Here is a 26,046-nt window from a genome sequence, read left to right on the forward strand (position 1 = left end):
CCCGCGAGCAGCATCCGGCCTGCCTTCAATCGCTTCTTTGTTGCGTCGCTTAACCGCTTTTGTGCCATGACAACATTCTCCAATATCACCATTGGAGATACAACGTTTCAGATGATCAAAAGTTGTCATGTTTTACGGAAATATCAATAGCTGAAGGGCTTCGGTGATTACCGCAGCAGGGTCACCTCTTGATCGATCGACAAGCACGGCTGCAACCGCGGGCACGCCAAGTGTTTTTGGCTTCAGCGCCCCTGCAGAGTCTTCAACAATTGCTTCTAATCCATTTAACAGGCTTGCAGTACCCCGACGAAACATCTCTGCGCGTGAAACAGCAGGCGCATACACTGATGCGCTTTCCACTGCCAGCGTATCGTTCAAATACAAACGTAGGAATATTCCCAATTGCTCGAGAAGTGACGGCGTTGCGGCACCAGCTTGCTGAAAGTATTCGCGGACTGCCACTCGGAGTCTAGGCGAGGCCGCGAGCATGAACACGGCTGCTCCGCGCGCGCGCGCACTTAATGCCGTGTGCTCGAACTGACGCAGAACTATCGGGCGTGCGCCAGAAAGGATTTTGAGCATATCGCTTTGCTCTTGCGCTAGGGCGCCGTCGGGAAGGCCCGTCGGAGTTGTTGAACCACCGGGTAATTCTGATGATGCGACGAGGCTCGGTAGTTCTTCCGCAGCAGCGTCCGCCGCAGCAAGACAAGCGCGACCGTAAGAAGCCTCGCTCTGGTTGCCAATAACCAACGCCGACTGATCAAGACCTAGATGCATTAGGTTGTCGCGGATTTCCCTCGTTCGACGTCCGACGGCGTCGAGCTCAAATCCATTGATTTGTAGCCGTTCCGCGAAAACCAATAAGGTTCCAAGCTGAAGCAATCCTCTTACATCTGCCTCCCCGCGTGCGCGGCCAGAGAGACATTCTCCTGCGGCGTGCAAGCCAGTGTTATCTAAGAATAGGTCCATGTCGCACTCGCAGGCCGATGTTGTGTAACGTCAAGTCGGCTGCCTACAAGATGGTAAACAACCCATCAAACGCGCCGCGTTCCACTTCCAGGATTCAAAAATACTGCATTTCACCAGCATGTTGTCCATTTTTAGTGGCACCTAAAATTGGGGTCCGGTACCGGCGCGCTTTACTTGAATTGGATTAGACGATTTATCCGGCATTTCCGCAAGGGTGTGGCGACACGAGCGGCGGTTTGCCTTCCCCTCTGAGCCGCCGAGCGAGGAAGGTTCGCCGGGGGAAGTCCGGGCGCGTTGTCCGACGACGGCCGTCTTTTGGCCGGCTAGTTTAGCGACCGGCCCGGCGGGCCTTTCGCAGCGAGGGCAGCCCGAAGGGCCGGGGAGGCGGGGAGCGCTTCTTTGCCTACTTTCTTGCGCGAACTAGAAAGTAGGTCGCCTGCCGGGGCGAGACCCGGCGCGGACTTGGAAGCGAAGGAAGAAAGTCGGCGCCCCACAGGGACTTCCTTCGGGCGCTTGCGACACGGCGACAATTGCCGCGGCCGCACCCCAATTTCCAGCCCCGCCAGCGAAACCCGCATAATGCCGGCAACGTTCCGCCGAACCCGCGCCCCTCCACCCCCCATGCCGAACTTCAGTTCCGACCGCATTCTCCCCATCCTCGCCCTGGCCCTGCTCGGCGCGGGTTGCGTGCTGGTGCTGTGGCCCTTCCTCACTTCGCTGGTGTGGGCGGCGATCCTGGTGTCGACCAGCTGGCCGGCCTTCCTCTGGCTGGATCGCGCGGTGGGCGCACGGCGCGCGCTGGCGGCAACCCTGATGACGTTGCTGGTGACGGTGGTGCTGCTGGGGCCGGTGGTCGCCGTGGCGCTGGCGATGGCCGACAACGCCGCCGAACTGGGCCGCGCGGCGACCGCGCTGGTCAAGGACGGCCTGCCCGACGCGCCGGCCTGGCTGGCGTCGCTGCCGGTGGTGGGCCAGACCATCCACGACTACTGGCAGGGCTTCGCGCACGACGGGCGCAAGCTGATGGCTGAACTGGAAAAGCTGGCCAAGCCGGCGCAGGCGGCGGCGCTGGCGGCCGGCGGCGTGGTGGCCAGGGGCAGCCTGGACATGGCGATTTCGGTATTCATCGCCTTCTTCTTTTTCCTGCACGGCGAAGCGCTGGCCTCGCGCCTGCGGGTGGCAATGGAGCGGCTGGCCGGCGGGCGGGCGGCCTATCTGCTTGGCATCGTGCGCGGCACGGTGACCGGGGTGATCTACGGCATCCTCGGTACCGGGCTGGCGCAGGGCGTGCTGGCGGCGATCGGCTTTGGCATCGCCGGGGTGCCGGGCGCGGTGCTGCTGGGCGTGGCCACCTTCTTTCTTTCCGTGGTGCCGGTGGGGCCGCCGCTGGTCTGGGGCGGCGCGGCGATCTGGCTGTTCCAGGGCCGCGAGCCGGGCTGGGCGGCCTTCGTCGCGGCCTGGGGCTTCTTCCTGGTCAGCACGGTCGATAACGTGATCAAGCCGTTCATCATCAGCCGCGGCGCCAGCCTGCCCTTCGCCGTGGTCTTCCTCGGCGTGCTGGGCGGCGTGCTGGGCTTCGGCGTGATCGGCGCCTTCCTCGGCCCGACCCTGCTGGCGGTGGGCTACCGGCTGGCGACGGAATGGACCGGCGCGGCGCCGCCGGCGACGAGCGCGCCCGGCAAGGAATGAGCGCCACCCGCGGAATGTTGCACCCGGAATTGCCGCCGCGCCAAGTTGTTAAAATCTAAACCATGATGCGCCGCACCCCTCCCACCATGGCCCTGCCCGGGCCGATCCCCGACACTCGCCACGACTGGCAGACGATCAAGACCCTGCTGCCCTACCTGTGGGCGTGGAAGGGTCGCGTTGTCTTCGCGCTGAGCTGCCTGTTGCTGGCCAAGCTGACCACCGTCGGCGTGCCGCTGGTGTTCAAGGACATCATCGACACCTTCACGCTGCCCGGCGCCGGAAAGCTGGAACAGGCCGCGCTGCTGGTGCCGCTGGGCCTGCTGGCGGCCTACGGCGCGCTGCGTTTTGCGACGGTGCTGTTCACCGAACTGCGCGAGATCTTCTTCGCCCGCGTCACGCAACGCGCGGTGCGCACCATCACGCTGCAGGTGTTCGAGCACCTGCATTCGCTCTCGCTGCGCTTCCACCTCGAGCGCCAGACCGGCGGCATGACGCGCGACATCGAGCGCGGCACGCGGTCGATCGGTTCGCTGATCAGCTACACGCTGTATTCGATCCTGCCGACCCTGGTCGAGATCGCGCTGGTGCTGGGCATCCTCGGCTTCCGCTACGACAAGGATTTCATGCTGATCACGCTGGTCACGCTGGTGCTTTACGTGACCTTCACGATTCTTGTCACCAACTGGCGCACGGTGCTGCGGCGCGAGGTTAACGAGCTGGATTCCGCGGCCAACATCCGCGCGGTAGACAGCCTGATCAATTTCGAGACGGTCAAGTACTTCAACAACGAACGCTGGGAGCACGACCGCTACGACGAGCAGATGCAGAAGTGGGAGACGGCGCAGATCCGCAGCCAGATTTCCCTGTCCTGGCTCAACCTCGGCCAGTCGCTGATCATCGCCGCCGCCGTGACGCTGATGATGTGGCGCGCCGCGGTCGAGGTGGTCGCCGGCAACATGACCGTGGGCGACATCGTGCTGGTGAACGCCTTCCTGATCCAGCTCTACATGCCGCTCAACCACCTCGGCGTGCTCTACCGGGAAATCCGCCAGTCGCTGACCGACATCGAACGCATGTTCGGCCTGCTGAGCAGGAACCGCGAGATCGAGGATGCCCCGGATGCGCGACCGCTGTTTGCCGCGGGCGAAAGCGGCCCCTGCGAGGTCGAGTTCGAGAACGTCGGCTTCGCCTACGAAGCCAACCAGCAGATCCTGTTCGATGTCGATTTCAAAGTCGGCGCCGGCCGCACGGTGGCCGTGGTCGGCCACAGCGGTTCGGGCAAGTCCACGCTGGCGCGCCTGCTGTTCCGCTTCTACGACACCAGCAGCGGCTCGGTCAAGGTCAACGGTTCCGACCTGCGCGCGCTGCAGCAGGGCAGCCTGCGCGCCGCGATCGGCATCGTGCCGCAGGACACCGTGCTGTTCAACGACACCATCTTCTACAACATCCAGTACGGCCGGCCCACGGCCCCGCGCGAGGAGGTGATCGCCGCGGCGCGGGCGGCGCACATCCACGACTTCATCGAACGGCTGCCCGACGGCTACCAGACCCGCGTCGGCGAGCGCGGCCTCAAGCTTTCCGGCGGCGAGAAGCAGCGCGTCGCCATCGCCCGCGCGCTGTTGAAGAATCCGCCTATCCTGATCTTCGACGAGGCCACCTCGGCGCTCGATTCGAAGACCGAAAAGGCGATCCAGGCGGCGCTGGACCAGGCGGCGATCGGCCGCACCACCTTGATCATCGCCCATCGCCTGTCTACCGTGATGAACGCCGACGAGATCCTGGTGCTCGATGCCGGGCGCATCGTCGAACGCGGCAGCCATCGCGCGCTGCTCGAGCGCAACGGGATGTACGCCCAGATGTGGGCCCTGCAGCAGCAGGAACATGAAGTTTCGGTGTAGGCTAGTGCGCCCCTTCCGCGCTGCGCGTCAGACGCAGCCGCCGAGAGCCGTAACCGACCCCAGCCCGATCGGCAATTCCAGGAGACCGCCATGATTCGTCGCACCACCCTTGTTGCTTCCATCGCTCTCACCGCCCTCGCGCTGCCCGCCTTGGCCCAGGACAGCGGCACGCTCAAGAAGATCAAGGATAGCGGCACCGCCACCATGGGCGTGCGCGAATCCTCGGGCGGCCTCTCCTTTACGCTCGGCGACGGCAAGTTCGCCGGCTTCCACGTCGAGCTTTGCCAGCGTGCGCTGGCCGACGTGCAGAAGCAGCTCGGCATGGCCAAGCTGGACATCAAGTACCAGCCGGTGACCTCGCAGAACCGCATTCCGCTGATGCAGAACGGCACCGTCGATATCGAGTGCGGCTCGACCACCAACAACGCCACACGGCAGAAGGATGTTTCCTTCGCCGCCACGACCTACGTCGAGGAAGTCCGCATCGCGGTGAAGGCCAACTCCGGCATCACCTCGATCGGCCAGCTCAACGGCAAGAACGTCGCCACCACCACCGGCACCACCTCGGTGCAGCACCTGCGCAAGCACGAGCGCGCAACCGGGGTGAACTTCAACGAGGTGTTCGGCAAGGATCACGCCGACAGCTTCCTGCTGCTCGAATCCGGCCGCGCCGACGCCTTCGTCATGGACGGCCAGATCCTCGCCGGCAACATCGCCAAATCGAAGAACCCGGGGGACTTCAAGATCGTCGGCGAGGTGCTCTCGGTCGAGCCGATCGCCATCATGGTGCGCAAGGATGATCCCGCCTTCAAGAAGGCGGTGGACAACAGCCTCGCCGCGATGATGAAGTCCGGCGAGATGGCCAAAATCTACGACAAGTGGTTCATGCAGCCGATACCGCCGACCAACACGCGTATCGGCCTGCCGGCTTCCGACGCCACCAGGGCGGCCTGGGCCAGCCCCAACGACAAGCCGATGGAAGACTACGCCAGGAAGTAGGGCCGCATAGGACGCATGGGATGAAGGCGCGGCGCTGACATGTCGGCCCCGCGCCTTCATTCCATCCGGCGCGAACCAAGGCGGGAGGAAGGGACTTGAGCACCTGGGATTGGCAGGTCTTTTGCAAGGAAACCACGAGCGGCGAGGTGGCGTCGACCTGCTTTGGCAAGGGCGGCGACATCACCTACCTCGACTGGCTGCTTTCGGCCTGGGGCTGGACGCTCTCGGTGTCGGTACTGGCTCTGGTGGTGGCCCTGGTGTTCGGCTCGCTGATGGGCATCCTGCGCACCACGCCGCACCGCGGGCTGGTACTGCTGGGCAATGCGTGGACCGAGCTGTTCCGCAACATTCCGCTGCTGGTGCAGATCTTCCTCTGGTACCACGTGGTACCGGCCCTTTTTCCTATCCTGCGCGGCGTGCCCAGCTTCATCCTGGTGGTGATGGGCCTCGGCCTGTTCACCTCGGCGCGGATTTCCGAACAGGTGCGCGCCGGCATCCAGTCGCTGGCCGGGGGACAGCGCATGGCCGGGCTGGCCATGGGCTTCAGCCTGCCGCAGACCTACCGCCACGTGCTGCTGCCGATGGCCTACCGCATCATCATCCCGCCGCTGACCAGCGAATCGATGAACATCATCAAGAATTCCTCGGTGGCGTTCGCGGTGAGCATTTCCGAGCTGACCCTGTTCGCCCTGCAGGCGCAGGAGGAAACCTCGCGCGGCATCGAGGTCTACCTGGCCGTGACCGGGCTGTATTTCATCTCGGCCTTCGCCATCAACCGCGCCGCGCTGTTCATCGAGAACCGCGTGCGCGTCCCCGGCATGATCGGCGGGGGAGGCCACTGATGCTGGCCCTCGACTTCGCCTTCTTCACGCCGGAACTGATCTCCGGCTACATCGTCAAGGGCTTCATCTTCTCGCTGCAGCTGACGCTGGTCGCCATGGTCGGCGGCATCATCCTCGGCACCCTGCTGGCGCTGATGCGGCTCTCGGGCAGGCCCTGGCTGGTGATGCCGGCGGCGGCCTACGTCAACACCATGCGCAGCATCCCGCTGGTGATGGTGATCCTCTGGTTCTTCCTGCTGATTCCGCTGGTAATCGGCAAGCCGCTCGGTGCGGAGACGTCGGCCATCATCACCTTCACCCTGTTCGAGGCGGCCTACTACTCGGAGATCATGCGCGCCGGCATCCAGAGCATTTCGCGCGGCCAGGTCGCCGCGGGCTACGCGCTGGGCATGAGCTACCGGCAGACCATGGGCCTGATCGTCCTGCCACAAGCCTTCCGCAACATGCTGCCGGTGCTGCTGACGCAGACCATCATCCTGTTCCAGGACACCTCGCTGGTGTATGCGATCGGCGCCTACGACCTGCTCAAGGGCTTCGAGATCGCCGGCAAGAACTTCAACCGCCCGGTGGAGACCTATCTGGTCGCCGCCGTGCTCTACTTCATCATCAGCTTCAGCCTGTCCATGCTGGTCAGGAAACTGCAGCAGCGCATTGCCATCGTCCGCTGAAGGGGGGCCCCTCGTGTCCATGATCGAAATAAAGAACATCAGCAAATGGTACGGCGCCTTCCGCGTGCTGACCGACTGCACGACGCAGGTGGAAAAGGGCGAGGTGATCGTCGTCTGCGGCCCCTCCGGCTCCGGCAAATCGACGCTGATCAAGTGCGTGAACGGCCTCGAGGCCTTCCAGCAGGGCGACATCTTCGTCAACGGCACCTCCGTCGGCGATCCCAAGACCAACCTGCCCAAGCTGCGCTCGCACGTCGGCATGGTGTTCCAGCACTTCGAGCTGTTCCCGCACATGACCATCACCGAGAACCTGTCGATCGCCCAGGTCAAGGTGCTGGGACGGAGCAGGGACGAGGCCAACGAACGCGGCATGAAACTGCTCGACCGCGTCGGCCTCAAGCCGCACGCCCACAAACACCCGGGGCAGCTCTCCGGCGGCCAGCAGCAGCGCGTGGCCATCGCGCGGGCGCTGTCCATGGACCCGATCTGCATGCTGTTCGACGAGCCGACCTCGGCGCTCGACCCGGAGATGGTTAACGAGGTGCTCGACGTCATGGTCCAGCTGGCGCATGAAGGCATGACCATGATGGTGGTGACGCACGAGATGGGCTTCGCGCGCAAGGTGTCGGACCGGGTGATCTTCATGGACCAGGGCAGCATCGTCGAAGACGCGACCAAGGAAGATTTCTTCGGCAAGCCGCGCTCGGAACGCGCCCAGCAGTTCCTGTCGAAGATCCTGTCGCACTGAAATTCCGCCTGATGGAGAGCTCGCTGATCGAAGCCGGCGACCTCGCCGCCGATGCCCGGCTCGCCGCGGGCAAGGGCGCGCCGCTGGTCATCCTCTACAGCCGCGAGGACTGCAACTGGTGCGCGAGGCTTCGTCGCGAGTACCTTGGCCCCATGGCGCGCGACCCGAATGCCCAAGCGCTGCTGCGCGAATTGCATATCGACCGCGACACGCCGCTGATAGACTTCGCCGGTCGCCGTACCTCCAGCGCCGACTTTGCCCGCCGCCTGCAGGTCCGCCTTGTTCCCACCGTAATGTTCCACGGGCCGGACGGCGAACCGCTGGCCGAGGCCATCGTCGGCTTTCGCCTGGCGGATTTCTACGGCGCCTATCTTGAACGCGCGATCGAGGAAAGCCGCGCCCGACTGAAAGCCCGCAAATGAGCACCAAGCCAACCGCCGACAAGGACCGACCCCTGCGCGAGGACATCCGCCTGCTCGGACGCCTGCTCGGCGACACCGTGCGCGAGCAGGAGGGCGCCGGGGTCTTCGACCGCGTCGAGCAGATCCGCCAGCTCGCGCTACGCATCCACCGCGACGACGACCACGCGGCGCGCGCCGAAATGGATGCCGTGCTGCGCGAACTGCCGCGCGAACGCACCAACATGGTGGTGCGCGCCTTCAGCTATTTCTCGCACCTGGCCAACATCGCCGAGGACCAGCACCACATCCGCCGCGCGCGTACCTACGCGCGCGCCGGCGCCGCGCCGCGCGAAGGCACCTTGGCGCATTCCCTCGACCGCGCGCAGAAAGCCGGCATCGACGCGAAACGCCTCGCCGGATTCTTCGCCAGCGCCCAGGTGCGCCCGGTGCTGACCGCGCACCCGACCGAAGTCCAGCGCAAGAGCATCCTCGACTGCCAGTGGAAGATCGCGCGCCTGCTCGACGAGCGCGACCGCACCGAGCTCTCGCCCGAGGAACAGGCCGAGCACGACGAGGCACTGCGCCGCGCCGTGCTGCGCCTGTGGCAGACGCGCATGCTGCGCCGGGCCAAGCTCTCGGTGATGGACGAGGTGAACAACGCGCTGTCGTTCTATGACATGACCTTCCTGCGCGAGCTGCCGCGCCTTTTCAACTCCAGCGAGGACCATCTCGCGCAGGCCGTGCCCGGCTGGCGCGAGCAGGGCCTGGCCGAGCTGCCGCCCTACCTGCGCCCCGGCTCCTGGATCGGCGGCGACCGCGACGGCAATCCCTTTGTCACCGCCGAGGTGCTGGAATCCGCGATGCGCGCGCAAAGCCGCAAAGCCATTGCTTTCCTGCTCGAACAACTGCACCAGCTCGGCGCGGAATTGTCGACCACCACCTCGCTGATCGAGGTGCCCGACGTCGAGCTGATGCGCCTGGCGGAACTGTCGCCCGACCGCAGCCCGCATCGCCTCGACGAGCCCTACCGCCGCGCCATCGCCGGCTTCTATGCGCGGCTGGCCGCCACGGCGATGCTGCTCGACAAGCTTGAGGCACCGCGCCATGCCGTGGGGGAAGCCGAGCCTTACGCCACCGCCGCCGAATTCGCCGCCGACCTCGACGTGCTGCACCGCTCGCTGCTCAGCCACAACTGCGGCCTGCTCGGACGCGGCCGCCTGCGCCGCCTGCGCCATGCCGTTGCCATCTTCGGCTTCCACCTGGCGCCGCTCGACCTGCGGCAGAATTCCGATGTGCATGCGCGCACCGTGGCCGAACTGCTCGCCATCGCGAACCCCGGCACGGACTACCTCGCGCTGGACGAGAACGGGCGCATCGCCTTGCTGCTGGAAGAACTCGCCACGCCAAGACCGCTGACGGCGCCCGGCGTCGGGTATTCGGACGAGACGCGCAATGAGCTGGCGATCTTCCACACCGCGCGCAGCATCCACCAGCGCTTTGGCCGCGCGGCGATCGAGAACGTGATCATCTCCAAGACCGACGGCGTCTCCGACATCCTCGAAGTTGCCGTGCTGCTCAAGGAAGTCGGCCTGCTGCGACCATTGGAACATGCGCTGGACGTGAACATCGTGCCGCTGTTCGAGACCATCGGCGACCTGGCGAACGCCGGCACGACCATGGACCGGTTGCTGGCTATCCCGCTCTACAACAGGCTGCTGGGCTCGCGCGGCGGCTTGCAGGAATGCATGCTGGGTTACTCCGACAGCAACAAGGATGGGGGCTTCCTCACTTCGGGCTGGGCGCTGTACCGCGCCGAGATCGCGCTGACCGAAGTTTTCGCCCGCCACGGCATCACGCTGCGCCTGTTCCACGGCCGCGGCGGTTCGGTCGGCCGCGGCGGCGGCCCCAGCTACCAGGCGATCCTGGCGCAGCCGCAGGGCGCCGTGCAGGGCCAGATCCGCATCACCGAACAGGGCGAAGTCATCGCCTCGAAGTATGCCAATCCCGAACTCGGCCGCCGCAACCTGGAAATCCTCGCCGCGGCAACGCTGGAAGCCACGCTGCTGGGCCATGAGCACGATGCACCGAAACCGGAGTTCCTCGCGGCGATGGAGGAACTTTCCGCCAGCGCGTTCGCCGCCTATCGCAGGATGGTGTACGAGACGCCGGGATTCGAGGAGTACTTCTGGGATTCGACGGTGATCGCCGAGATCGCCGCGCTCAATATCGGCAGCCGGCCCGCGTCACGCAAGAAGACCACGGCGATCGAGGACCTGCGCGCGATTCCCTGGGTATTTTCCTGGGCGCAGTGCCGCCTGATGCTGCCGGGCTGGTTCGGCTTCGGCGCCGCCGTCGCCGCCTGGCGCGAGAAGCACGGCGCGCGGGGCATGGCGCTGCTGGCAGAGATGTACCGCGACTGGGGCTTCTTCCGCACTACCTTGTCCAACATGGACATGGTGTTGGGCAAGAGCGACATCGTGATCGCGGAGCGCTATTCGATGCTGGTCAAGGACACAGTGCTGCGCGCGGCCATCTTTCCGCGGATCAAGGCCGAATGGCAGGCCTCGATCGCCGCACTGCTGGCGATTACCGGGGAAAAGGAACTGCTCGACCTCAATCCGCTGCTGAAGCGCTCGATCCGCAACCGTTTCCCCTACCTCGACCCGGTGAACCACATCCAGGTCGAACTGCTGCGCCGCCACCGTGCAGGCGAGACCGACGACCGCGTGCAGCGCGGCATCCACCTCACCATCAACGGCGTCGCCGCCGGCCTGCGCAACAGCGGCTAGCGGCGGATGCCGCAAAGGATTCGATCCCGGGGTGGCAACGGGTTTGCGCGCCTTGCCGGGCACCGGAACCCGTTTCCGGTGCGGTGGCGAAGGCGGACCTGATCCGCTTGCCACGCGCCGGGACGGACATTGCCTGCCGCCCGGACCGGCTTGTTTCTGGTCAGCGCTTGATTGAACGGCTCACGCGGCGGTGGGCGACGTACAGCATCAGGCCGATGCCCGCGACGACCATTTCGCTGGTCCCGGTAGGCGGGGTCGAAAAATAGGTCTGGATAGCGGCCGGAGCTTGAATCCCCAACTCGGAGAACGCCATCGCGGCGCCCGTACTGACCAGTCCTGCCATCAGCGCCATTAGTGTTTTCATTGCCATGCCCTCAAGGATCTTGTGGTGTTCGTGGCAGCGTTTTGCTGCGTTGATTGCATCCTAGGCGGCACGCCGTGGCAGGCCAATAGTCCGTTCGGACCTGCGCGTGACTTATTTCACGACGCCGGCAATCTACAGCGTCGCGCGGTGTCCGCGACCAATCGGCGGGGACCCGCCGCGCATTGACGCTTGCTTGCAACCCTTTGATTTATTTATCTCTCAGCCGGAGTGAAGCGATTCCGGGAGCCAGTTGTCCGGCGCGTGCCGGGGCGCTAGTCGCGGTAGTGCTTCCCGGCGTAGCGGGTGACGCCGACCAGGAAACGCACCACGCTGTAGGCCATGGAGCTGGCGGCGCGGGTGAGCCAGGAACGATGGCGCTGATCCTTGGGCCGCACCTCGCGCGCGGCATCGGCCATCGCGGCATCGAGGCTGGCGAGCAGTTGCGCGGCGAATTCGGCGCCGCGCACCACGACGTTGGCTTCACGCGCCAGCAGCAGGCTGAAAGGATCGATGTTGGAGGAGCCGATGGTGGCCCAATCGCCGTCGACCACCGCCACCTTGGCGTGCAGGTAGGCCGTCTCGTACTCGAAGACGCGGATCCTGGCCGCCATCAGGCGATCGTAAAGGGACAAGGTCGCGAAGTGCAGCATGAGGTGGTCGGAGCGGCCCTGCAGCAGCAGCTCGACACGCACGCCGCGCCGCGCCGCCGCCACAAGTGCCCTGCGGAAGGTTCGGCCGGGCAGGAAATAGGCGTTGGCGATCACCACCCGCTGTCGCGCGCCGGCGATCGCGGCGAGATAGGCGTTCTCGATGTCGCGGCGGTGGCGCAGGTTGTCGCGGATCAGCAGCGCGGCAGCCATGCTGCCTACCACCGGCGGCGGCGGCGGCAGGACCGCGGGCGGCGGCGGGCGGCGGCCCAGGCGCGCCCAGCGCACCAGGCGCCAGACGTGCCGCACCGCGTGGTGCACCCGCGCGGCGAGCGGCCCTTCGATGCGAACTGCGTAATCGAAGCGCGGCGCCGTTTCCCTGCCGTCGTCGAAATCGTCGATCACGTTGATGCCGCCGACGAAGGCCGTGCCGCCGTCGACCACCGCCAGCTTGCGATGCAGCCGGCGCAGCCGATGGCGGCGGAAGGCGAACCTGCCGGCTTCCGGCCGATAGGTCATCACCTCGACCCCGTCGTCCGCCAGCACCGCGCCGAGTCCTCCTGCAAACTCACGCGCGCCGAAGCCATCCACCAGCACCCGCACGGCGACCCCACGCCGTGCCGCGCGCGCCAGCGCGGCCGCGACACGGCGACCGGTGGCGTCATCCTCGAAGATATAGGTCTCCAGTTGCACTTCATGGAGTGCCGCGTCGATCGCCGCGATCAGCGCCGGAAAGTATTCGCCGCCGGATTCGAGCAGTTGCAGGCGGTTGCCGGCGACCAGGCCGGGCGCCGCCGTCGTCCAGAAATCGGCGCTCACGATCTGCGCCTGGCGGCGGCGGGGCCGAATCGAAACTCGGCGGAAAGCGCCGCATGGTCGGAAATGCCCGACCAGGGCGGACCGGCATGGACCTGCCGGGCCCCCACCCGCAACCCGCGCTGGTAAATCCGGTCGAGGCGGAACATCGGCAAGACCGCCGGATAACTGCGCGACGGGCGCTGCGCGTCACCGGCGAAGACTTCGGTGAGGCCAAGGCGCTGCGCCAGCAGGTCGTCCGCATGGTTGCGCCAGTCGTTGAAGTCGCCCGCGATCAGGAGCGGCGCGCCGTCCGGCACGACCTCCTCGATCCGCCGCGCGAGCGCATCCATCTGGCGCCGCCGCGAACGCGCGAACAGCGACAGGTGCACGCACACGCAATGCAGGGCCTGCCCGAGCCGCGGCACCTCCACCGCACAATGCAGCAGGCCGCGCTTCTCGAAGCGCAGATGGGTCACGTCCTGGTTGTGTTCGTGCAGGATCGGGAAGCGCGACAGGATCGCGTTGCCATGGTGGCCGTGGTCGTAGACAACGTTGCGGCCGTAGGCGTGATTGGCCCAGACATCCTCGGCGAGGAATTCGTGCTGCGCCTGCGACGGCCAGTCCGGGTGCGTTTCGACATGGCCCAGGTGCAGGCCCTGCACTTCCTGCAGGAACACGATGTCGGCCGACAACTCGCGCAGCCGGTCGCGCAGATCGTGCACCATCATGCGCCGATTGAACTGCGAGAACCCCTTGTGGATGTTCCAGGTGGCGATCGAAAGTGCGTGCGTCATGCCGTGATCACTGTCAGCCAGGGAGCTCAGGCGAGCACGAAGCGATCGCCGTCCGCGCCCACCCGGCCCTGCGCGGCGAGCTCGTCGAGGTGCATGCGGATCGAATTGAGCTCGGCGCTCTCGACATAGGGCAGGCTCACTCCCCTGGGATAAAGCAGGCGCCGATCGACCAGTTCGGCGAGGGTATGCGGCCCCTCGCGCAGGTAGCCGATCAGCTTGTCCCCGCGTTCGTCGATCTTCGCCGCGAATCGTCCGAGATCGGCGAGAAACTGCGCGCGATCGGTGATCACGGCGCGATGGTGGGAAGTCACCCAGACCTTGGCATCGAGGTGCGCGATTTCGGCGAGGCTGGCGCGAAATGCGGCAAGGCTGGAGGTGGCGTCGCCGTAATAGGGGCCGAAACCGGTCAGGTCGATGTCGCCGATGAAGGCCACGCCCTCGCTTTCGACCACCAGCGCGCAATGCCCCGAGGTGTGGCCGGGCAGGTGGTGGGCGCGGATGCGCACGCCGCCGCCGAGGTCCCAGCGCTGGTCGTGGAGGTAGCCGGTGGCGTCCGGCCGCGGGTGGTAATGGAAATCGCGGACTATCATCTCACGCACGCGCGCCAGCACGTCGTCCGCGTAACCGTAATGCGCCGCCAGCCCCTCCCAGGATTGCACCGCGCGCAGGTCCGCCGCGTGCACCTCCACCCGCGCCCGCGGCAAGCGATGCAGGCCGGCCATGTGGTCCTCGTGGGCATGGCCGAGCAGCACAAGGTCGACTTCGTCGAAGTCGGCGCCGATGCGGTTCGACACCAACGGCGTATCGAAGGCGACGCGCGTGTCGGCGCCGTGCACGATGACCTGGTTGCCATCGGGATATTTCCCCGATTTCTCGCCGAGATGGACGGCCACGGCGCCGAAGCGCAGGACGTTATCCACGATGCTCGCTTCGCGGGAGTTGCATGAAAGTCGGCGCCGGCGCCACGGCGATCAGGACACCGCGAGCATCCGTTCCAGCGAAATCTTCGCCAGTTTCGCCTCATGCTCGGGTACGCTGATCCGGTTCACCACCTTGCCGTCGACCAGGTTTTCCAGGGTCCAGGCCAGGTGCTGCGGATCAATGCGCTGCATGGTCGAACACATGCAGATGGTGCCGGCCATGAACTGCACGATCTTGCCTTCATGCTTGACTTCCTGCGCCAGGCGCTCGACCAGGTTGAGTTCGGTGCCGACCAGCCAGCGCGTGTTGGGCGGCGCCGCCTTCACCGTCTGCAGGATGGTCTCGGTGCTGCCGATGTGGTCGGACTGCTTGCAGACCTCGAAGCTGCATTCCGGGTGCGAGATGACGAGGCCGTCGGGATGCTGGTTCCTGAACTTGATGATGTCCTTGGGCTGGAACATCTGGTGCACGGAACAGTAGCCGTGCCAGAGGATGATCTTCGCCTTCTCGATCTGCTCACGGGTGAGGCCGCCCTGTTCGAGATCCGGATTCCAGATCACCATCTCGTCGAGTGGAATGCCCATCTTGTAGCCGCTCCAGCGCCCCAGGTGCTGGTCGGGGAAGAACAGCACCTTCTCGCGCTGGGCGAAGGACCACTCGAGGATCTTGGGTGCGTTCGACGAGGTGCAGACGATGCCGCCATGCGCGCCGCAAAATGCCTTGAGGTCGGCGGCGGAATTGATGTAGGTGACGGGCGTGACCTTCTGGTCGGGATCGAGCACGGCGGACAGTTCGCGCCAGGCGCGTTCGACCTTCGCCAGGCTCGCCATGTCGGCCATCGAGCAGCCGGCAGCGAGGTCGGGCAGGATCGAAATCTGGTCGGGGCGCGAGAGGATGTCGGCCACCTCGGCCATGAAATGCACGCCGCAGAAAACGATGTGCTTCGCCTCCGCCTGCGAGGCGAGGCGCGACAGCTTGAGCGAATCGCCGGTGATGTCGGCGTGGGCGTAGACGTCGGCGCGCTGGTAGTGGTGGCAGAGCAGGACCACGTCCTTGCCGAGTTTGGCTTTCGCGGCGCGGATGCGCTCGGCGGCGTCCATGTCGGCGAGGGTGTTGAAGCGGTCGAAGGAAATGGTGGCGGTTTGCATGTTCAGCTTTGGCTCCAGGGCAGGCCGCAGGCGCGCCAACCGCCCGTGCGATTGCGCTGGCCGTTGGCGTCCTTGTTGCCCTCGAAGCCTTCGAGGATGTTGTAGCAATCGGGAAGGCCGGCCTCGGTGGCGGCCCTGGCGGCACTGGCCGAGCGCTGCCCGGACCGGCAGAGGAAGAGCAGCAGCGACTCGCTGACCACGCTGTGCTTCAGCGTCTGCAAGAAGTAGGGGTTGGGATGCTTGGCGGGATAGTCCTGCCATTCGATCTCGATCGCGCCGGGCACGCGGCCGACCCAATCCAGTTCGGCCTTGGTGCGCACGTCGATGAGGCGCGCGTTCGGCGCCAGCCGCAGCACTTCGGCGGCTTCCAGCGGTGTCAGCGCGCCCTCGAAGGCCAGCTTGAGTTCGCGTGCCCGCGACTGGGCGAGGGAGAGGATTTCGTTGAGGCGTCCCATGACAGGCGCTGCAGGAGCAGGAGATTAGAATCGGGGGATCGAGTATACCCGCCCGCAACGATGTCCCGCGACCCCCACCCCCACGAGTTCAACGGCGACCGCCGTGCTGGCGCCGAAACCGGGCCCGGCTCGCGCTTCGCCGAAGGCCAGCGCATCACCTGGGTCAGCGTCGGCGTCAATGTCGTGCTGACCACGATGCAGATCGTCGTCGGCCTCATCGCGCATTCCCAAAGCCTGATCGCCGATGCCATGCACACGCTGTCGGACATCGTCGCCGATGCCTTTGTCCTGTTCGCCAACCGCAAGGGTTCAGAAGCCGCCGATGCCGACCATCCGTATGGCCACGGCCGCTACGAAACGGCCGCCTCGCTGGTGCTGGGCGTGTTGCTGGCGGGCACCGGCGCCGGCATCCTGATCGCGGCCGCCGGGCGCTTGCAGGACATCGGCAGCGCGCCGCCGGTCGGCGTCGCCGCGATGTGGGCGGCGATCTTTACCCTTGCCGCCAAGGAAGGCCTGTTCCGCTACATGCTGGTGACCGCAGAGCGTCTGCGCTCGCCGATGCTGGTGGCCAACGCCTGGCACGCGCGCGCCGATGCACTGTCCTCGCTGGTGGTGGCGGCGGGCATCGGCGGCGCCCTGGCCGGCTTCAACTTCGCCGACGCCGTGGCCGCCATCATCGTCGGCGCCATGATCGTGCGCGCCGGCCTCAAGTTCGGCTGGGACGCGATCCGCGAACTGATCGACACCGGCCTCGCGGCCGGGGAAGTGGCGGCGATCCGCCACACGATCACCACCACCCCCGGCGTGCTCGGCATGCACGAGCTGCGCACGCGGCGCATGGCGCACCAGGTGCTGGTCGACGCGCACGTACAGGTCAACCCGCGCATCAGCGTCTCCGAAGGCCACCGCATCGCCGAATCGGCGCGGCAGCGCGTGCTGGCCAGCCATCCCGAAGTGCTCGACGTACTGGTCCATGTCGATGCCGAAAACGACCTGCAGGGCAACGCTGCGGTAAGCCTCCCGGACCGCGCCATTCTGCTCGCGCACCTGCGCGAGCTGCTGGCCGCCGACCCGCCCGACTTCGAGCGAACGACCCTGCATTACCTCAGCACCCGCGTCGAAGCAGAAATTTTCCTGCCGCCCGGCTTTGCCGACGATGCCCGCCTGGCCGGATTTCGCCAACGGCTGGATGCCGCCTTGCCGAACGACCCCTGGTTCGTCGCCATCCGACTAAACCAGCAAATTGCACCATAACAGGGCGTTTTTGCCGAAGTTAGCACCGTTATGGTGCGATCATCCGGCTATCGTGAAGCAAAAAGACTTGTGGCACAATCGCTTCCCTTCGTGGTGCGAATGGCACGCTACCTGCTACCGGAACGCAATACCGTCGCAGTCCGGTAACGACTACCTACCCCGCAATTGCCATTAATTTTCAGGAGAGCAGCTCATGACCCCCCAGGACGTACTCAAGATGGTCGAAGAGAAGGAAGTTCGCTTCGTCGACTTCCGCTTTACGGACACCCGCGGCAAGGAACAGCACGTCGGCGTGCCGGTTTCGGCCTTCAGCATGGACAAGTTCGAAGACGGCCACGCCTTCGACGGCTCCTCGATCGCCGGCTGGAAGGGCATCCAGGCGTCCGACATGCAGTTGATGCCCGATGCCGCCACGGCCTACATCGATCCCTTCTTCGACGAAACCACCCTGGTCCTGACCTGCGACGTGGTCGAGCCGGCCGACGGCAAGGGCTATGACCGCGATCCGCGCTCGATCGCCAAGCGCGCCGAGGCCTACCTCAAGTCCTCCGGCATCGGCGACACCGCCTATTTCGGCCCCGAGCCCGAGTTCTTCATTTTCGACAGCATCGAATGGGGCGTGGACATGTCCGGCGCCCACGTCAAGATCTACTCCGAAGAGGCCGCCTGGTCGTCCTCCGAGAAGTTCGAAGGCGGCAACACCGGCCACCGCCCCACCGTCAAGGGTGGCTATTTCCCGGTGCCGCCGGTCGACAGTTTCAACGACATGCGCGCCCAGATGTGCCTGCTGCTCGAAGCCTGCGGCGTGCCGGTGGAAGTGCATCACCACGAAGTCGCCACCGCCGGCCAGAACGAAATCGGCACCGTGTTCAACACCCTGGTGCGCCGCGCCGACCAGACCCAGCTGCTGAAGTACATCGTGCACAACGTCGCCCACAGCTACGGCAAGACCGCGACCTTCATGCCCAAGCCCATCGTCGGCGACAACGGCTCCGGCATGCACGTGCACCAGTCGATCTGGAAGGACGGCAAGAACCTGTTCGCCGGCAACGGCTACGCCGGCCTGTCCGAGTTCGCGCTGTACTACATCGGCGGCGTGATCAAGCATGCCCGCGCCCTGAACGCCATCACCAACCCGCTGACCAACTCCTACAAGCGCCTGGTGCCCGGCTTCGAAGCCCCGGTCAAGCTGGCCTACTCGGCCCGCAACCGTTCCGCCTCGATCCGCATCCCCTACGTGCATTCGGACAAGGCCCGCCGCATCGAGACACGCTTCCCGGATCCGGGCGCCAACCCCTACCTGTGCTTCACCGCGCTGATGATGGCCGGCCTCGACGGCGTGCAGAACAAGATCCACCCGGGCGACCCCGCCGACAAGAACCTCTACGACCTGCCGCCGGAGGAGGATGCCAAGATACCGACCGTCTGCTCGTCGCTGGAGCAGGCGCTGGAGTACCTGGACAATGACCGCGAATTCCTCACCCGCGGCGGCGTGTTCAGCAACGAGATGCTCGATGCCTACATCGAACTCAAGATGGAGGAAGTCACGAAGTTCCGCATGACGACCCACCCCGTCGAGTTCGACATGTACTACTCGATCTGAGGAAGCGGGCCAACCGTGGCGGGCCGGCAGCAAAATGCCGGGCTTGTCGCCACGTCGGCTTCGCCCACACGATCGACAAAAGGACGGGCCTGCCCGTCCTTTTTTTCGCCGGTTCGCATGACGGCTCGCCGGCCGCGACGGTCCCGTGACCAGGCGGACACCCATTTGGCGATGCCGCCGCAATTGACATACACTTGAACAATGAAGTTCCTACTGCCCGCAATCGCACTGGCCTTGCCGCTCACGAGCGCGGCCAACACGCTCTACAAATGCACGGACGAATCCGGCGTGGTGCTCTACACCAACCAGAAAGCGCCGAAAAAGAGCTGCATCGTGCTTTCGCATCAGGCCGCGCCGCCACCGGTGGCGGGCGCGGCAAAGCCGCGGGCCGCGGCGACGCCCACCCCTGGCGATTTTCCGCGGGTATCCGGCAGCGAACAGAAGGCGCGCGACGGCGACCGCCGCGCCATCCTCGACAAGGAACTCGCCAACGAACTGCAAAACACCGAAAAGGCGAAGAAGGCCCTGCTGGAAGCCGGCAACCAGCCCGCCGAGAAGTTGCAGCCGCTACGCGATACCGTGGCGCTGCACGAACGCAATGTCGAGTCGCTGAAGAAAGAACTCGGCAACCTGCGCTGAGTCGCCGCCGCAACGATCAGCGGCTGGTGCGCTTCTTGCAAGATTCTCCGGAAATGAACGCTGCCGAATCCTTCAACGCCTTCAGCGGGCTCGACCTGCTTTCTTCCGCCGTCGTGTTGGTCGATGCCGGCCTGGTCATCCGCCACGTGAATCCGGCGGCGGAGAACCTGTTCGAAATCAGCTCGCGCCAACTGCTGGGCCACCCGCTGCACCGACTGGTGGGCAAGCCGGCCGGCCTCGCCGCCGCGCTCGACAACGCGTTGACGAACAACTGGAGCTACACGGGACACAACATCCTGATCGAACCGTCGCCGGAGCGGTCGCTGCATGTCGACTGCACGGTAACCCCGGTCGAGGCCGGCAACGCCCGGCTGCTGATCGAGGTGCGACCCATCGACCAGCAACTCCGCGCCGCGCGCGAGGAACAGCTGGCGCAACAGCAGCAGGCCAACCGCGAACTGGTGCGCAACCTGGCGCACGAAATCAAGAACCCGCTGGGCGGCATCCGCGGTTCGGCACAGTTGCTGGAACGCGAACTGGACAGCGCGCCGCTCAAGGAATACACCCAGGTCATCATCGAGGAAGCCGACCGCCTGCAGGACCTGATGCAGCGCCTGCTGTCGTCGCATCGGACCATGCAGCCGGCGCTGGTGAACATCCACGAGATCCTCGAACGCGTGCGGCGCCTGATCCATGCCGAATACCACGACGTCAGCGTGCGCCGCGACTACGACACCTCGCTGCCCGACGTCACCGGCGACCGCGAGCAACTGATCCAGGCCATCCTGAACATTTCGCGCAACGCAGCACAGGCGATGCAGGGCAAAGGCGAGATCATTTATCGCACCCGGGCAGCGCGCAAGGTCACGCTGGCAAAAAAACATCACGAGCTGGCACTTGAATTGCAAGTAATCGACAATGGACCCGGCATTCCCGATGGCATTCGCGACAAAATCTTCTACCCGCTGGTCTCCGGCCGCGAAAAGGGTAGCGGGCTCGGGCTCACCATCGCGCAAAGCTTCATACAGCAACACGGCGGTGCCATCGAAGTCAGCTCCCGCCCCGGCCGCACCTGCTTTTCGCTGATGCTGCCACTGGTACGAATCAAGAAGGAAGACTGATGAACGACTTTTACCCCGCCCCCTTCTCCGCGACAAGGGGTGAGCACGGCTCGTTGCACACGCAGGTGTTGGGTGTGTCCGTCAGGGGGCTGCGATGAATCCCGTCTGGATCATCGACGACGACCGCTCCATCCGCTGGGTGCTGGAGAAGGCGCTGGGCCGTGAAAACATCCCCGCCAAGTCGTTCGGATCGGCCGACGAGGCACTGGCCGCGCTGGACGGAGGGCAAAGGCCGCAAATCCTGGTGTCGGACATCCGCATGCCGGGCAAGAGCGGGCTCGAGCTGCTGCAGCACGTCAAGGAGCGCCATCCCGAGTTGCCGGTGATCATCATGACCGCCTATTCCGACCTCGACTCGGCCGTTTCGGCCTTCCAGGGCGGCGCCTTCGAATACCTGCCCAAGCCCTTCGACGTCGACCAGGCCGTCGACCTGGTGCGCCGGGCCATGGCGCAAGCGGCACACCAAAATGGTGCGGCCGAAATGCCCAGCACGGTGCCCGAGATCCTCGGCCAGGGCGCCGCACTGCAGGAGGTGTTCCGCGCCATCGGCCGCCTGTCGCAATCCCACGCCACGGTGCTGATCAACGGCGAATCCGGCACCGGCAAGGAACTGGTGGCGCGCGCACTGCACCGCCACAGCCCGCGCAAGGACGCGCCCTTCATCGCCATCAACACCGCCGCGATCCCGCGCGACCTGCTCGAATCCGAGCTCTTCGGCCACGAAAAGGGCGCCTTTACCGGCGCCGGCGCGCTGCGCCGCGGCCGCTTCGAACAGGCCGACAACGGCACGCTGTTCCTCGACGAAATCGGCGACATGCCGGCGGAATTGCAGACGCGCCTGCTGCGCGTGCTCTCCGACGGCAACTTCTATCGCGTCGGCGGCCACCAGCCGGTCAAGGCCAACGTGCGCGTGATCGCGGCGACCCACCAGGACCTCGAAGGCCGCGTCAAGGAAGGCCTGTTCCGCGAGGACCTGTTCCATCGCCTCAACGTCATCCGCCTGCGCCTGCCGCCGCTGCGCGAACGGCGCGATGACATCCCGCTGCTGGCGAAGCACTTCCTGCAGAAGAGCGCGCAGGAGCTGGGCGGCGAACCCAAGCGCCTCACCGAGGCCGCGCTCAAGTACCTGCAGGGCCTGGATTTTCCCGGCAACGTGCGGCAACTCGAGAACCTCTGCCACTGGCTGACCGTCATGGCGCCGGGGCAGAGCGTGGACACTCCCGACCTGCCGGCCGAACTGCGCGAAGGCAGTGAAAGCACACGGCGCGACCTGCCGGCCAACTGGAACGCGGCGTTGGCCGCCGAGGCCGACCGCCTGCTGGCGGCAGCACCCGGCACGGTATTCGACACGCTGAATCGCGAATTCGAATCGACGTTGATCCGTCGCGCGCTGAATGCCACCGGCGGCCGCCGCGTCGATGCCGCACAACTGCTCGGCATCGGCCGCAACACGATCACGCGCAAGATCCAGGAACTCGGCCTCGACGACGCCAAGCCCGAATCCGGCGAGCGCTGAATCCGCGGCGGCGAAGAAATGCGGCATGCGTGCACGCGGTGATGCCGTTTTGACTGGAGTAGGCGCGTCGGCGATAATCCGGCCTTCGCGCGAAAGCATGGCCGTCATGGCCGCCGCATCCGACCTGGGGGATGCCGCCGGGCGGGATGCCTGCCCGGCTTACGCGGGCGCCGACGCTCGAAATTTCCGTATTGGCAAAGGGTCACGATGAATGCGCTGGAAGCTGAATCGATAGAGATCATCCGCGAAGCCGTGGCTACCGCGCGCAAGCCCGTGATGATGTATTCCATCGGCAAGGACTCGTCGGTGATGCTGCACCTGGCGCGCAAGGCCTTCCATCCCGCGCCGCCGCCGTTTCCGCTGCTGCACATCGATACCGGCTGGAAGTTCCGCGCGATGTACGCACATCGCGACCGCATGGTGGCCGAAAGCGGCATGAAGCTGATCACCCACGTCAATCCGGAAGGGCTTGCAGCCGGCGTCGGCCCCTTCACCCATGGCAGCAACTATCACACGGACGTGATGAAGACCCAGGCCTTGAAACAGGCGCTGGACGCGCACGGCTTCGACATGGTGTTCGGCGGTGCGCGCCGCGACGAAGAGAAAAGCCGCGCCAAGGAGCGCGTCTTTTCGTTTCGTGCCCCCGGCCATCGCTGGGACCCGAAAGCGCAACGGCCCGAGCTCTGGAGCCTCTACAACACCCGCATCAAGCCGGACGAAACCATCCGCGCCTTTCCGATCAGCAACTGGACCGAACTCGACATCTGGCAATACATCCACTCCGAAGGCATTCCCATCGTCCCCCTCTATCTGGCGGCGGAGCGCCCGGTGGTCAGCCGTGGCGGCCAGTGGATCATGGTCGACGACGAACGCTTCCCGTTCGCCGAAGGTGAACGGGCGGAAATCAGGCGCGTGCGCTTTCGCACCCTGGGTTGCTGGCCATTGACCGCCGCGATCGAAAGCGATGCCGATACGCTGGAAGCCGTGATCGCCGAAACCTTCAATGCCCGCAGTTCCGAACGGCAGGGCCGGCTGATCGATTCCGACGTCCCCGGATCCATGGAAAAGAAGAAGCAGGAGGGTTACTTCTGATGGACACGCTTCACGCAAATGACATAGCATCCTACCTTGACAACCAGCGCAACAAGGAAACGCTGCGCTTCATCACCTGTGGCAGCGTGGATGACGGCAAGAGCACCTTGATCGGCCGCCTGCTGTTCGAAAGCAAGTGCATCTTCGACGACCAGCTGCAGGCCCTGGAAAGCGATTCCCGCCGCTACGGTACCCAGGGCGAAAAGATGGATCTCGCGCTGCTGGTCGACGGGCTCCAGGCGGAGCGCGAACAGGGCATCACGATCGACGTCGCCTACCGATTCTTCGCCACCGACAAACGGCGCTTCATCGTCGCCGACACTCCCGGGCACGAGCAGTACACCCGCAACATGGCAACCGGCGCCTCGACGGCCGACCTGGCGGTGATCCTGATCGACGCGCGCAAGGGGGTGCTGACCCAGACGCGCCGCCACAGCCGCATCGTGGCGCTGATGGGCATTCGCCATGTCCTGCTGGCGGTAAACAAGATGGACCTGGTGGATTTCGACGAGGCGACATTCGACGCCATCGTCGCCGCGTACCGGGAATTTGCCGCCGGATTCGAATTTTCCGGGATCCAGGCCATCCCGCTGTCCGGCCTCGACGGCGACAACGTGCTGCAACACAGTTCGCGCATGCCCTGGTACGAAGGCCCCACGCTGATGGAATGCCTCGACACGGTCGATATCGGCAGGGGTACCGGTGCGCGGCACGGCGCGTTTCGCATGCCGGTGCAATCGGTCAATCGTCCGAACCTGGACTTCCGCGGTTTCTGCGGCCGGATCGCCGAAGGGGAGCTGCGTCCGGGAGACAGCGTACGGGTGCTGCCGTCGGGGGTACAAACCCGCATCAAGTCGATACTTGCCGGATTCGACGAAGTGCCGTTCGCGCAGGCCGGGGATGCGGTCACCATCACGCTGGCCGACGAAGTCGATGCCAGCCGCGGCGACGTGCTGGTAGCCAGCGACAACCCGCCGGAAGTCGCCGACCAGTTCGAGGCCAAGCTGCTCTGGATGGCCGAACACGGCATGGCCCCGGGCCGTCAGTACCTGCTCAAGCTGGCCTGCATGGAAGCGACGGCGACCATCACCGAGATCAAGTATCGCGAAGACGTGAACACCGGCGCCCGCCTCGCCGCAAAAACGCTGGGCCTGAACGAGATCGCCACGGTAAACATTTCGACCAGCGCACCGCTGGTATTCGAGCCCTACGGCGTCAACCGCAGGATGGGCGGGTTCATCCTGATCGACAAACTGAGCTTCGAAACCGTCGGCGCGGGCATGATCGACTTCGCGCTCCGCCGCGCCAGCAACATCCACTGGCAGGCCCTGGAACTGAACAAGGCCGCCCGTGCCGCGCAGAAGCACCAGAACGCTCGATGCGTCTGGTTCACCGGGCTCTCCGGCTCGGGCAAGTCCACCATCGCCAACCTTCTGGAGAAACGCCTGCACGCGGCCGGCAAGCACACCTACCTGCTCGACGGCGACAACGTGCGCCATGGCCTCAACCGCGATCTCGGATTCACCGAAGCCGACCGCGTGGAAAACATCCGCCGCGTGGCGGAGGTCGCGAAACTGATGGTCGATGCCGGACTGATCGTCCTGGTGAGCTTCATTTCACCCTTCCGCAACGAGCGGCGCATGGCGCGCGACATGTTTGCCGAGGGTGAGTTCGTCGAGGTGTTCGTCGACACTCCGCTCGAGGAATGCGAACGCCGCGACGTCAAGGGGCTTTACGCCAAGGCGCGCAGCGGCAACCTGAAGAACTTCACCGGGATCGACAGCCCCTACGAGGCGCCCGAGAATCCCGAGGTGCGCCTGCAGACCGCCGGACAGGCGCCCGAAATCGGCATGGACCAGTTGTTCGACGCGCTCGAATAGGCATGGATCCCCTGCTGGTCGTCGCCGGCGCCGCAACGGGCTTGCTGGTGGGACTGACCGGCGTCGGCGGCGGTTCGCTGATGACGCCGCTGCTGCTGCTGGTGTTCGGCGTGGCGCCGCTGGCCGCCGTGGGCACCGACCTTTGGTTTGCGGCGATCACGAAAACCTTCGCCACGCGGGTGCATCAGGGTCATGGCCTGATCGACTGGTCGGTGGTCCGGCGACTATGGATGGGCAGCCTCACGGCGTCGGCCCTGACCGTGGCATTCATGAAGCTCTATCCCGTAGACCAGGATGCCATCGGCTTGATCACGGGCGCGATCGCCATGGCGGTGGTCCTGACCGCACTGGGCATGCTGCTGCAAAAACCCCTGCACGCGCTGGGCCGGCGATTCCGCACTGGCAACAGCGTGCGCTTCAAGGCGCTGCAAGGGCCGCTGACCATACTCGCCGGGGCCATCCTGGGCTTCCTGGTCAGCCTCACATCGGTCGGCGCCGGTGCGCTCGGCGCCGTATTCCTCAGCTACCTTTACCCGCTGCGCCTGACACCGCCGCGGCTGATCGCGACCGACATCGCGCATGCGATCCCGCTCGCCCTCTTCGCCGGCGCCGGGCACCTCCTGATCGGCAACGTGGATTTCGGACTGCTCGGCAACCTGCTACTCGGCTCCATTCCGGCAGTCATCGTCGGGGCCATGCTGTCGGCCCGACTTCCCCATGCCCTGTTGCGCGGATTGCTGGCCCTGGTCCTGTTGGCGATCGGCGTCAAGCTCTGGTAACGGGAACCGGGGCCCCCGCGCGGGCAGGCCCG

Annotated in this window: 23 protein-coding genes; 16 read left to right on the top strand and 7 right to left on the bottom strand. The window is 65.5% G+C overall.

Annotated elements, in window-relative coordinates:
• Window positions 1-132 precede the first annotated feature (132 nt).
• A complete protein-coding gene (locus tag J0M27_RS17165) occupies window positions 133-969 on the bottom strand; it encodes a hypothetical protein (RefSeq protein ID WP_294994511.1) in 837 nt (278 codons plus the stop codon).
• Window positions 970-1,590: 621 nt separating this feature from the next.
• Here J0M27_RS17165 and J0M27_RS17170 point away from each other — a divergent pair.
• From J0M27_RS17170 to ppc, 8 genes are all read left to right on the top strand, one after another.
• Window positions 1,591-2,658 carry an AI-2E family transporter gene (locus J0M27_RS17170; protein ID WP_294994514.1) on the top strand — a complete coding sequence of 356 codons (1,068 nt, stop codon included), beginning with the start codon at window positions 1,591-1,593 and terminating at the stop codon, window positions 2,656-2,658.
• 65 nt (window positions 2,659-2,723) lie between these two features.
• Window positions 2,724-4,556 carry an ABC transporter ATP-binding protein/permease gene (locus J0M27_RS17175; RefSeq protein ID WP_294994619.1) on the top strand — a complete coding sequence of 611 codons (1,833 nt, stop codon included), beginning with the start codon at window positions 2,724-2,726 and terminating at the stop codon, window positions 4,554-4,556.
• 90 nt (window positions 4,557-4,646) lie between these two features.
• Complete coding sequence (locus J0M27_RS17180) at window positions 4,647-5,555, top strand: amino acid ABC transporter substrate-binding protein (RefSeq protein WP_294994517.1); 909 nt, start codon at window positions 4,647-4,649, stop codon at window positions 5,553-5,555.
• A 95-nt stretch (window positions 5,556-5,650) separates the two neighbouring features.
• Complete coding sequence (locus J0M27_RS17185) at window positions 5,651-6,397, top strand: amino acid ABC transporter permease (protein ID WP_294994519.1); 747 nt, start codon at window positions 5,651-5,653, stop codon at window positions 6,395-6,397.
• Entirely contained in the window at window positions 6,397-7,065 is a 669-nt protein-coding gene (locus tag J0M27_RS17190; RefSeq protein WP_294994522.1) for an amino acid ABC transporter permease, read from the top strand. Before J0M27_RS17185 ends, J0M27_RS17190 begins: the two co-directional genes overlap by 1 nt.
• A gap of 19 nt (window positions 7,066-7,084) precedes the next feature.
• Entirely contained in the window at window positions 7,085-7,813 is a 729-nt protein-coding gene (locus tag J0M27_RS17195) for an amino acid ABC transporter ATP-binding protein (protein WP_294994525.1), read from the top strand.
• A gap of 11 nt (window positions 7,814-7,824) precedes the next feature.
• Complete coding sequence (locus J0M27_RS17200; protein WP_294994528.1) at window positions 7,825-8,235, top strand: hypothetical protein; 411 nt, start codon at window positions 7,825-7,827, stop codon at window positions 8,233-8,235.
• A complete protein-coding gene (gene ppc / locus J0M27_RS17205) occupies window positions 8,232-11,003 on the top strand; it encodes a phosphoenolpyruvate carboxylase (RefSeq protein WP_294994531.1) in 2,772 nt (923 codons plus the stop codon). The genes J0M27_RS17200 and ppc overlap by 4 nt, the downstream gene beginning before the upstream one ends.
• A gap of 160 nt (window positions 11,004-11,163) precedes the next feature.
• On the opposite strand, the gene J0M27_RS17210 is transcribed toward ppc, so the two are convergent.
• The 6 genes from J0M27_RS17210 to J0M27_RS17235 form a co-directional block, all read right to left on the bottom strand.
• Window positions 11,164-11,355, bottom strand: coding sequence for a hypothetical protein (locus tag J0M27_RS17210; RefSeq protein WP_294994534.1), 192 nt, complete (start codon window positions 11,353-11,355; stop codon window positions 11,164-11,166).
• 284 nt (window positions 11,356-11,639) lie between these two features.
• The gene (gene clsB / locus J0M27_RS17215; protein ID WP_294994536.1) at window positions 11,640-12,833 is read right to left on the bottom strand and encodes a cardiolipin synthase ClsB; all 1,194 of its coding nucleotides are present in this window, start codon (window positions 12,831-12,833) and stop codon (window positions 11,640-11,642) included.
• Window positions 12,830-13,606: an endonuclease/exonuclease/phosphatase family protein gene (locus tag J0M27_RS17220; RefSeq protein WP_294994539.1), complete on the bottom strand. Its 777-nt coding sequence runs from the start codon at window positions 13,604-13,606 to the stop codon at window positions 12,830-12,832. Before J0M27_RS17220 ends, clsB begins: the two co-directional genes overlap by 4 nt.
• A 26-nt stretch (window positions 13,607-13,632) precedes the next feature.
• Window positions 13,633-14,526, bottom strand: coding sequence for an MBL fold metallo-hydrolase (locus tag J0M27_RS17225; RefSeq protein ID WP_294994542.1), 894 nt, complete (start codon window positions 14,524-14,526; stop codon window positions 13,633-13,635).
• Between the two features lie 51 nt (window positions 14,527-14,577).
• Window positions 14,578-15,675, bottom strand: a complete 1,098-nt coding sequence (gene nadA, locus J0M27_RS17230) for a quinolinate synthase NadA (protein WP_294994545.1) — start codon at window positions 15,673-15,675, stop codon at window positions 14,578-14,580.
• 2 nt (window positions 15,676-15,677) lie between these two features.
• The gene (locus J0M27_RS17235; protein ID WP_294994548.1) at window positions 15,678-16,130 is read right to left on the bottom strand and encodes a rhodanese-like domain-containing protein; all 453 of its coding nucleotides are present in this window, start codon (window positions 16,128-16,130) and stop codon (window positions 15,678-15,680) included.
• 60 nt (window positions 16,131-16,190) lie between these two features.
• On the opposite strand from J0M27_RS17235, the gene J0M27_RS17240 reads away from it, so the two are divergent.
• The 8 genes from J0M27_RS17240 to J0M27_RS17275 all read left to right on the top strand — a co-directional run bounded on the left by J0M27_RS17240 (window position 16,191) and on the right by J0M27_RS17275 (window position 26,014).
• Window positions 16,191-17,384 carry a cation diffusion facilitator family transporter gene (locus J0M27_RS17240; RefSeq protein WP_294994551.1) on the top strand — a complete coding sequence of 398 codons (1,194 nt, stop codon included), beginning with the start codon at window positions 16,191-16,193 and terminating at the stop codon, window positions 17,382-17,384.
• 193 nt (window positions 17,385-17,577) lie between these two features.
• Window positions 17,578-18,987, top strand: a complete 1,410-nt coding sequence (gene glnA / locus J0M27_RS17245; protein ID WP_294994554.1) for a type I glutamate--ammonia ligase — start codon at window positions 17,578-17,580, stop codon at window positions 18,985-18,987.
• Window positions 18,988-19,188: 201 nt separating this feature from the next.
• Window positions 19,189-19,626, top strand: a complete 438-nt coding sequence (locus J0M27_RS17250; RefSeq protein WP_294994557.1) for a DUF4124 domain-containing protein — start codon at window positions 19,189-19,191, stop codon at window positions 19,624-19,626.
• Window positions 19,627-19,679: 53 nt separating this feature from the next.
• Window positions 19,680-20,747: a nitrogen regulation protein NR(II) gene (gene glnL, locus J0M27_RS17255; RefSeq protein ID WP_294994559.1), complete on the top strand. Its 1,068-nt coding sequence runs from the start codon at window positions 19,680-19,682 to the stop codon at window positions 20,745-20,747.
• A 94-nt stretch (window positions 20,748-20,841) separates the two neighbouring features.
• Window positions 20,842-22,263, top strand: coding sequence for a nitrogen regulation protein NR(I) (ntrC, locus tag J0M27_RS17260; protein WP_294994562.1), 1,422 nt, complete (start codon window positions 20,842-20,844; stop codon window positions 22,261-22,263).
• 207 nt (window positions 22,264-22,470) lie between these two features.
• Window positions 22,471-23,355: a sulfate adenylyltransferase subunit CysD gene (cysD, locus tag J0M27_RS17265; RefSeq protein ID WP_294994565.1), complete on the top strand. Its 885-nt coding sequence runs from the start codon at window positions 22,471-22,473 to the stop codon at window positions 23,353-23,355.
• Complete coding sequence (cysN, locus tag J0M27_RS17270; protein WP_294994568.1) at window positions 23,355-25,235, top strand: sulfate adenylyltransferase subunit CysN; 1,881 nt, start codon at window positions 23,355-23,357, stop codon at window positions 25,233-25,235. Before cysD ends, cysN begins: the two co-directional genes overlap by 1 nt.
• Before the next feature lie 2 nt (window positions 25,236-25,237).
• Window positions 25,238-26,014: a sulfite exporter TauE/SafE family protein gene (locus J0M27_RS17275; RefSeq protein ID WP_294994571.1), complete on the top strand. Its 777-nt coding sequence runs from the start codon at window positions 25,238-25,240 to the stop codon at window positions 26,012-26,014.
• Window positions 26,015-26,046: the final 32 nt, after the last annotated feature.

This window comes from Sulfuritalea sp., assembly GCF_017302275.1.
In the GTDB taxonomy this organism is placed as follows: domain Bacteria; phylum Pseudomonadota; class Gammaproteobacteria; order Burkholderiales; family Rhodocyclaceae; genus Sulfuritalea.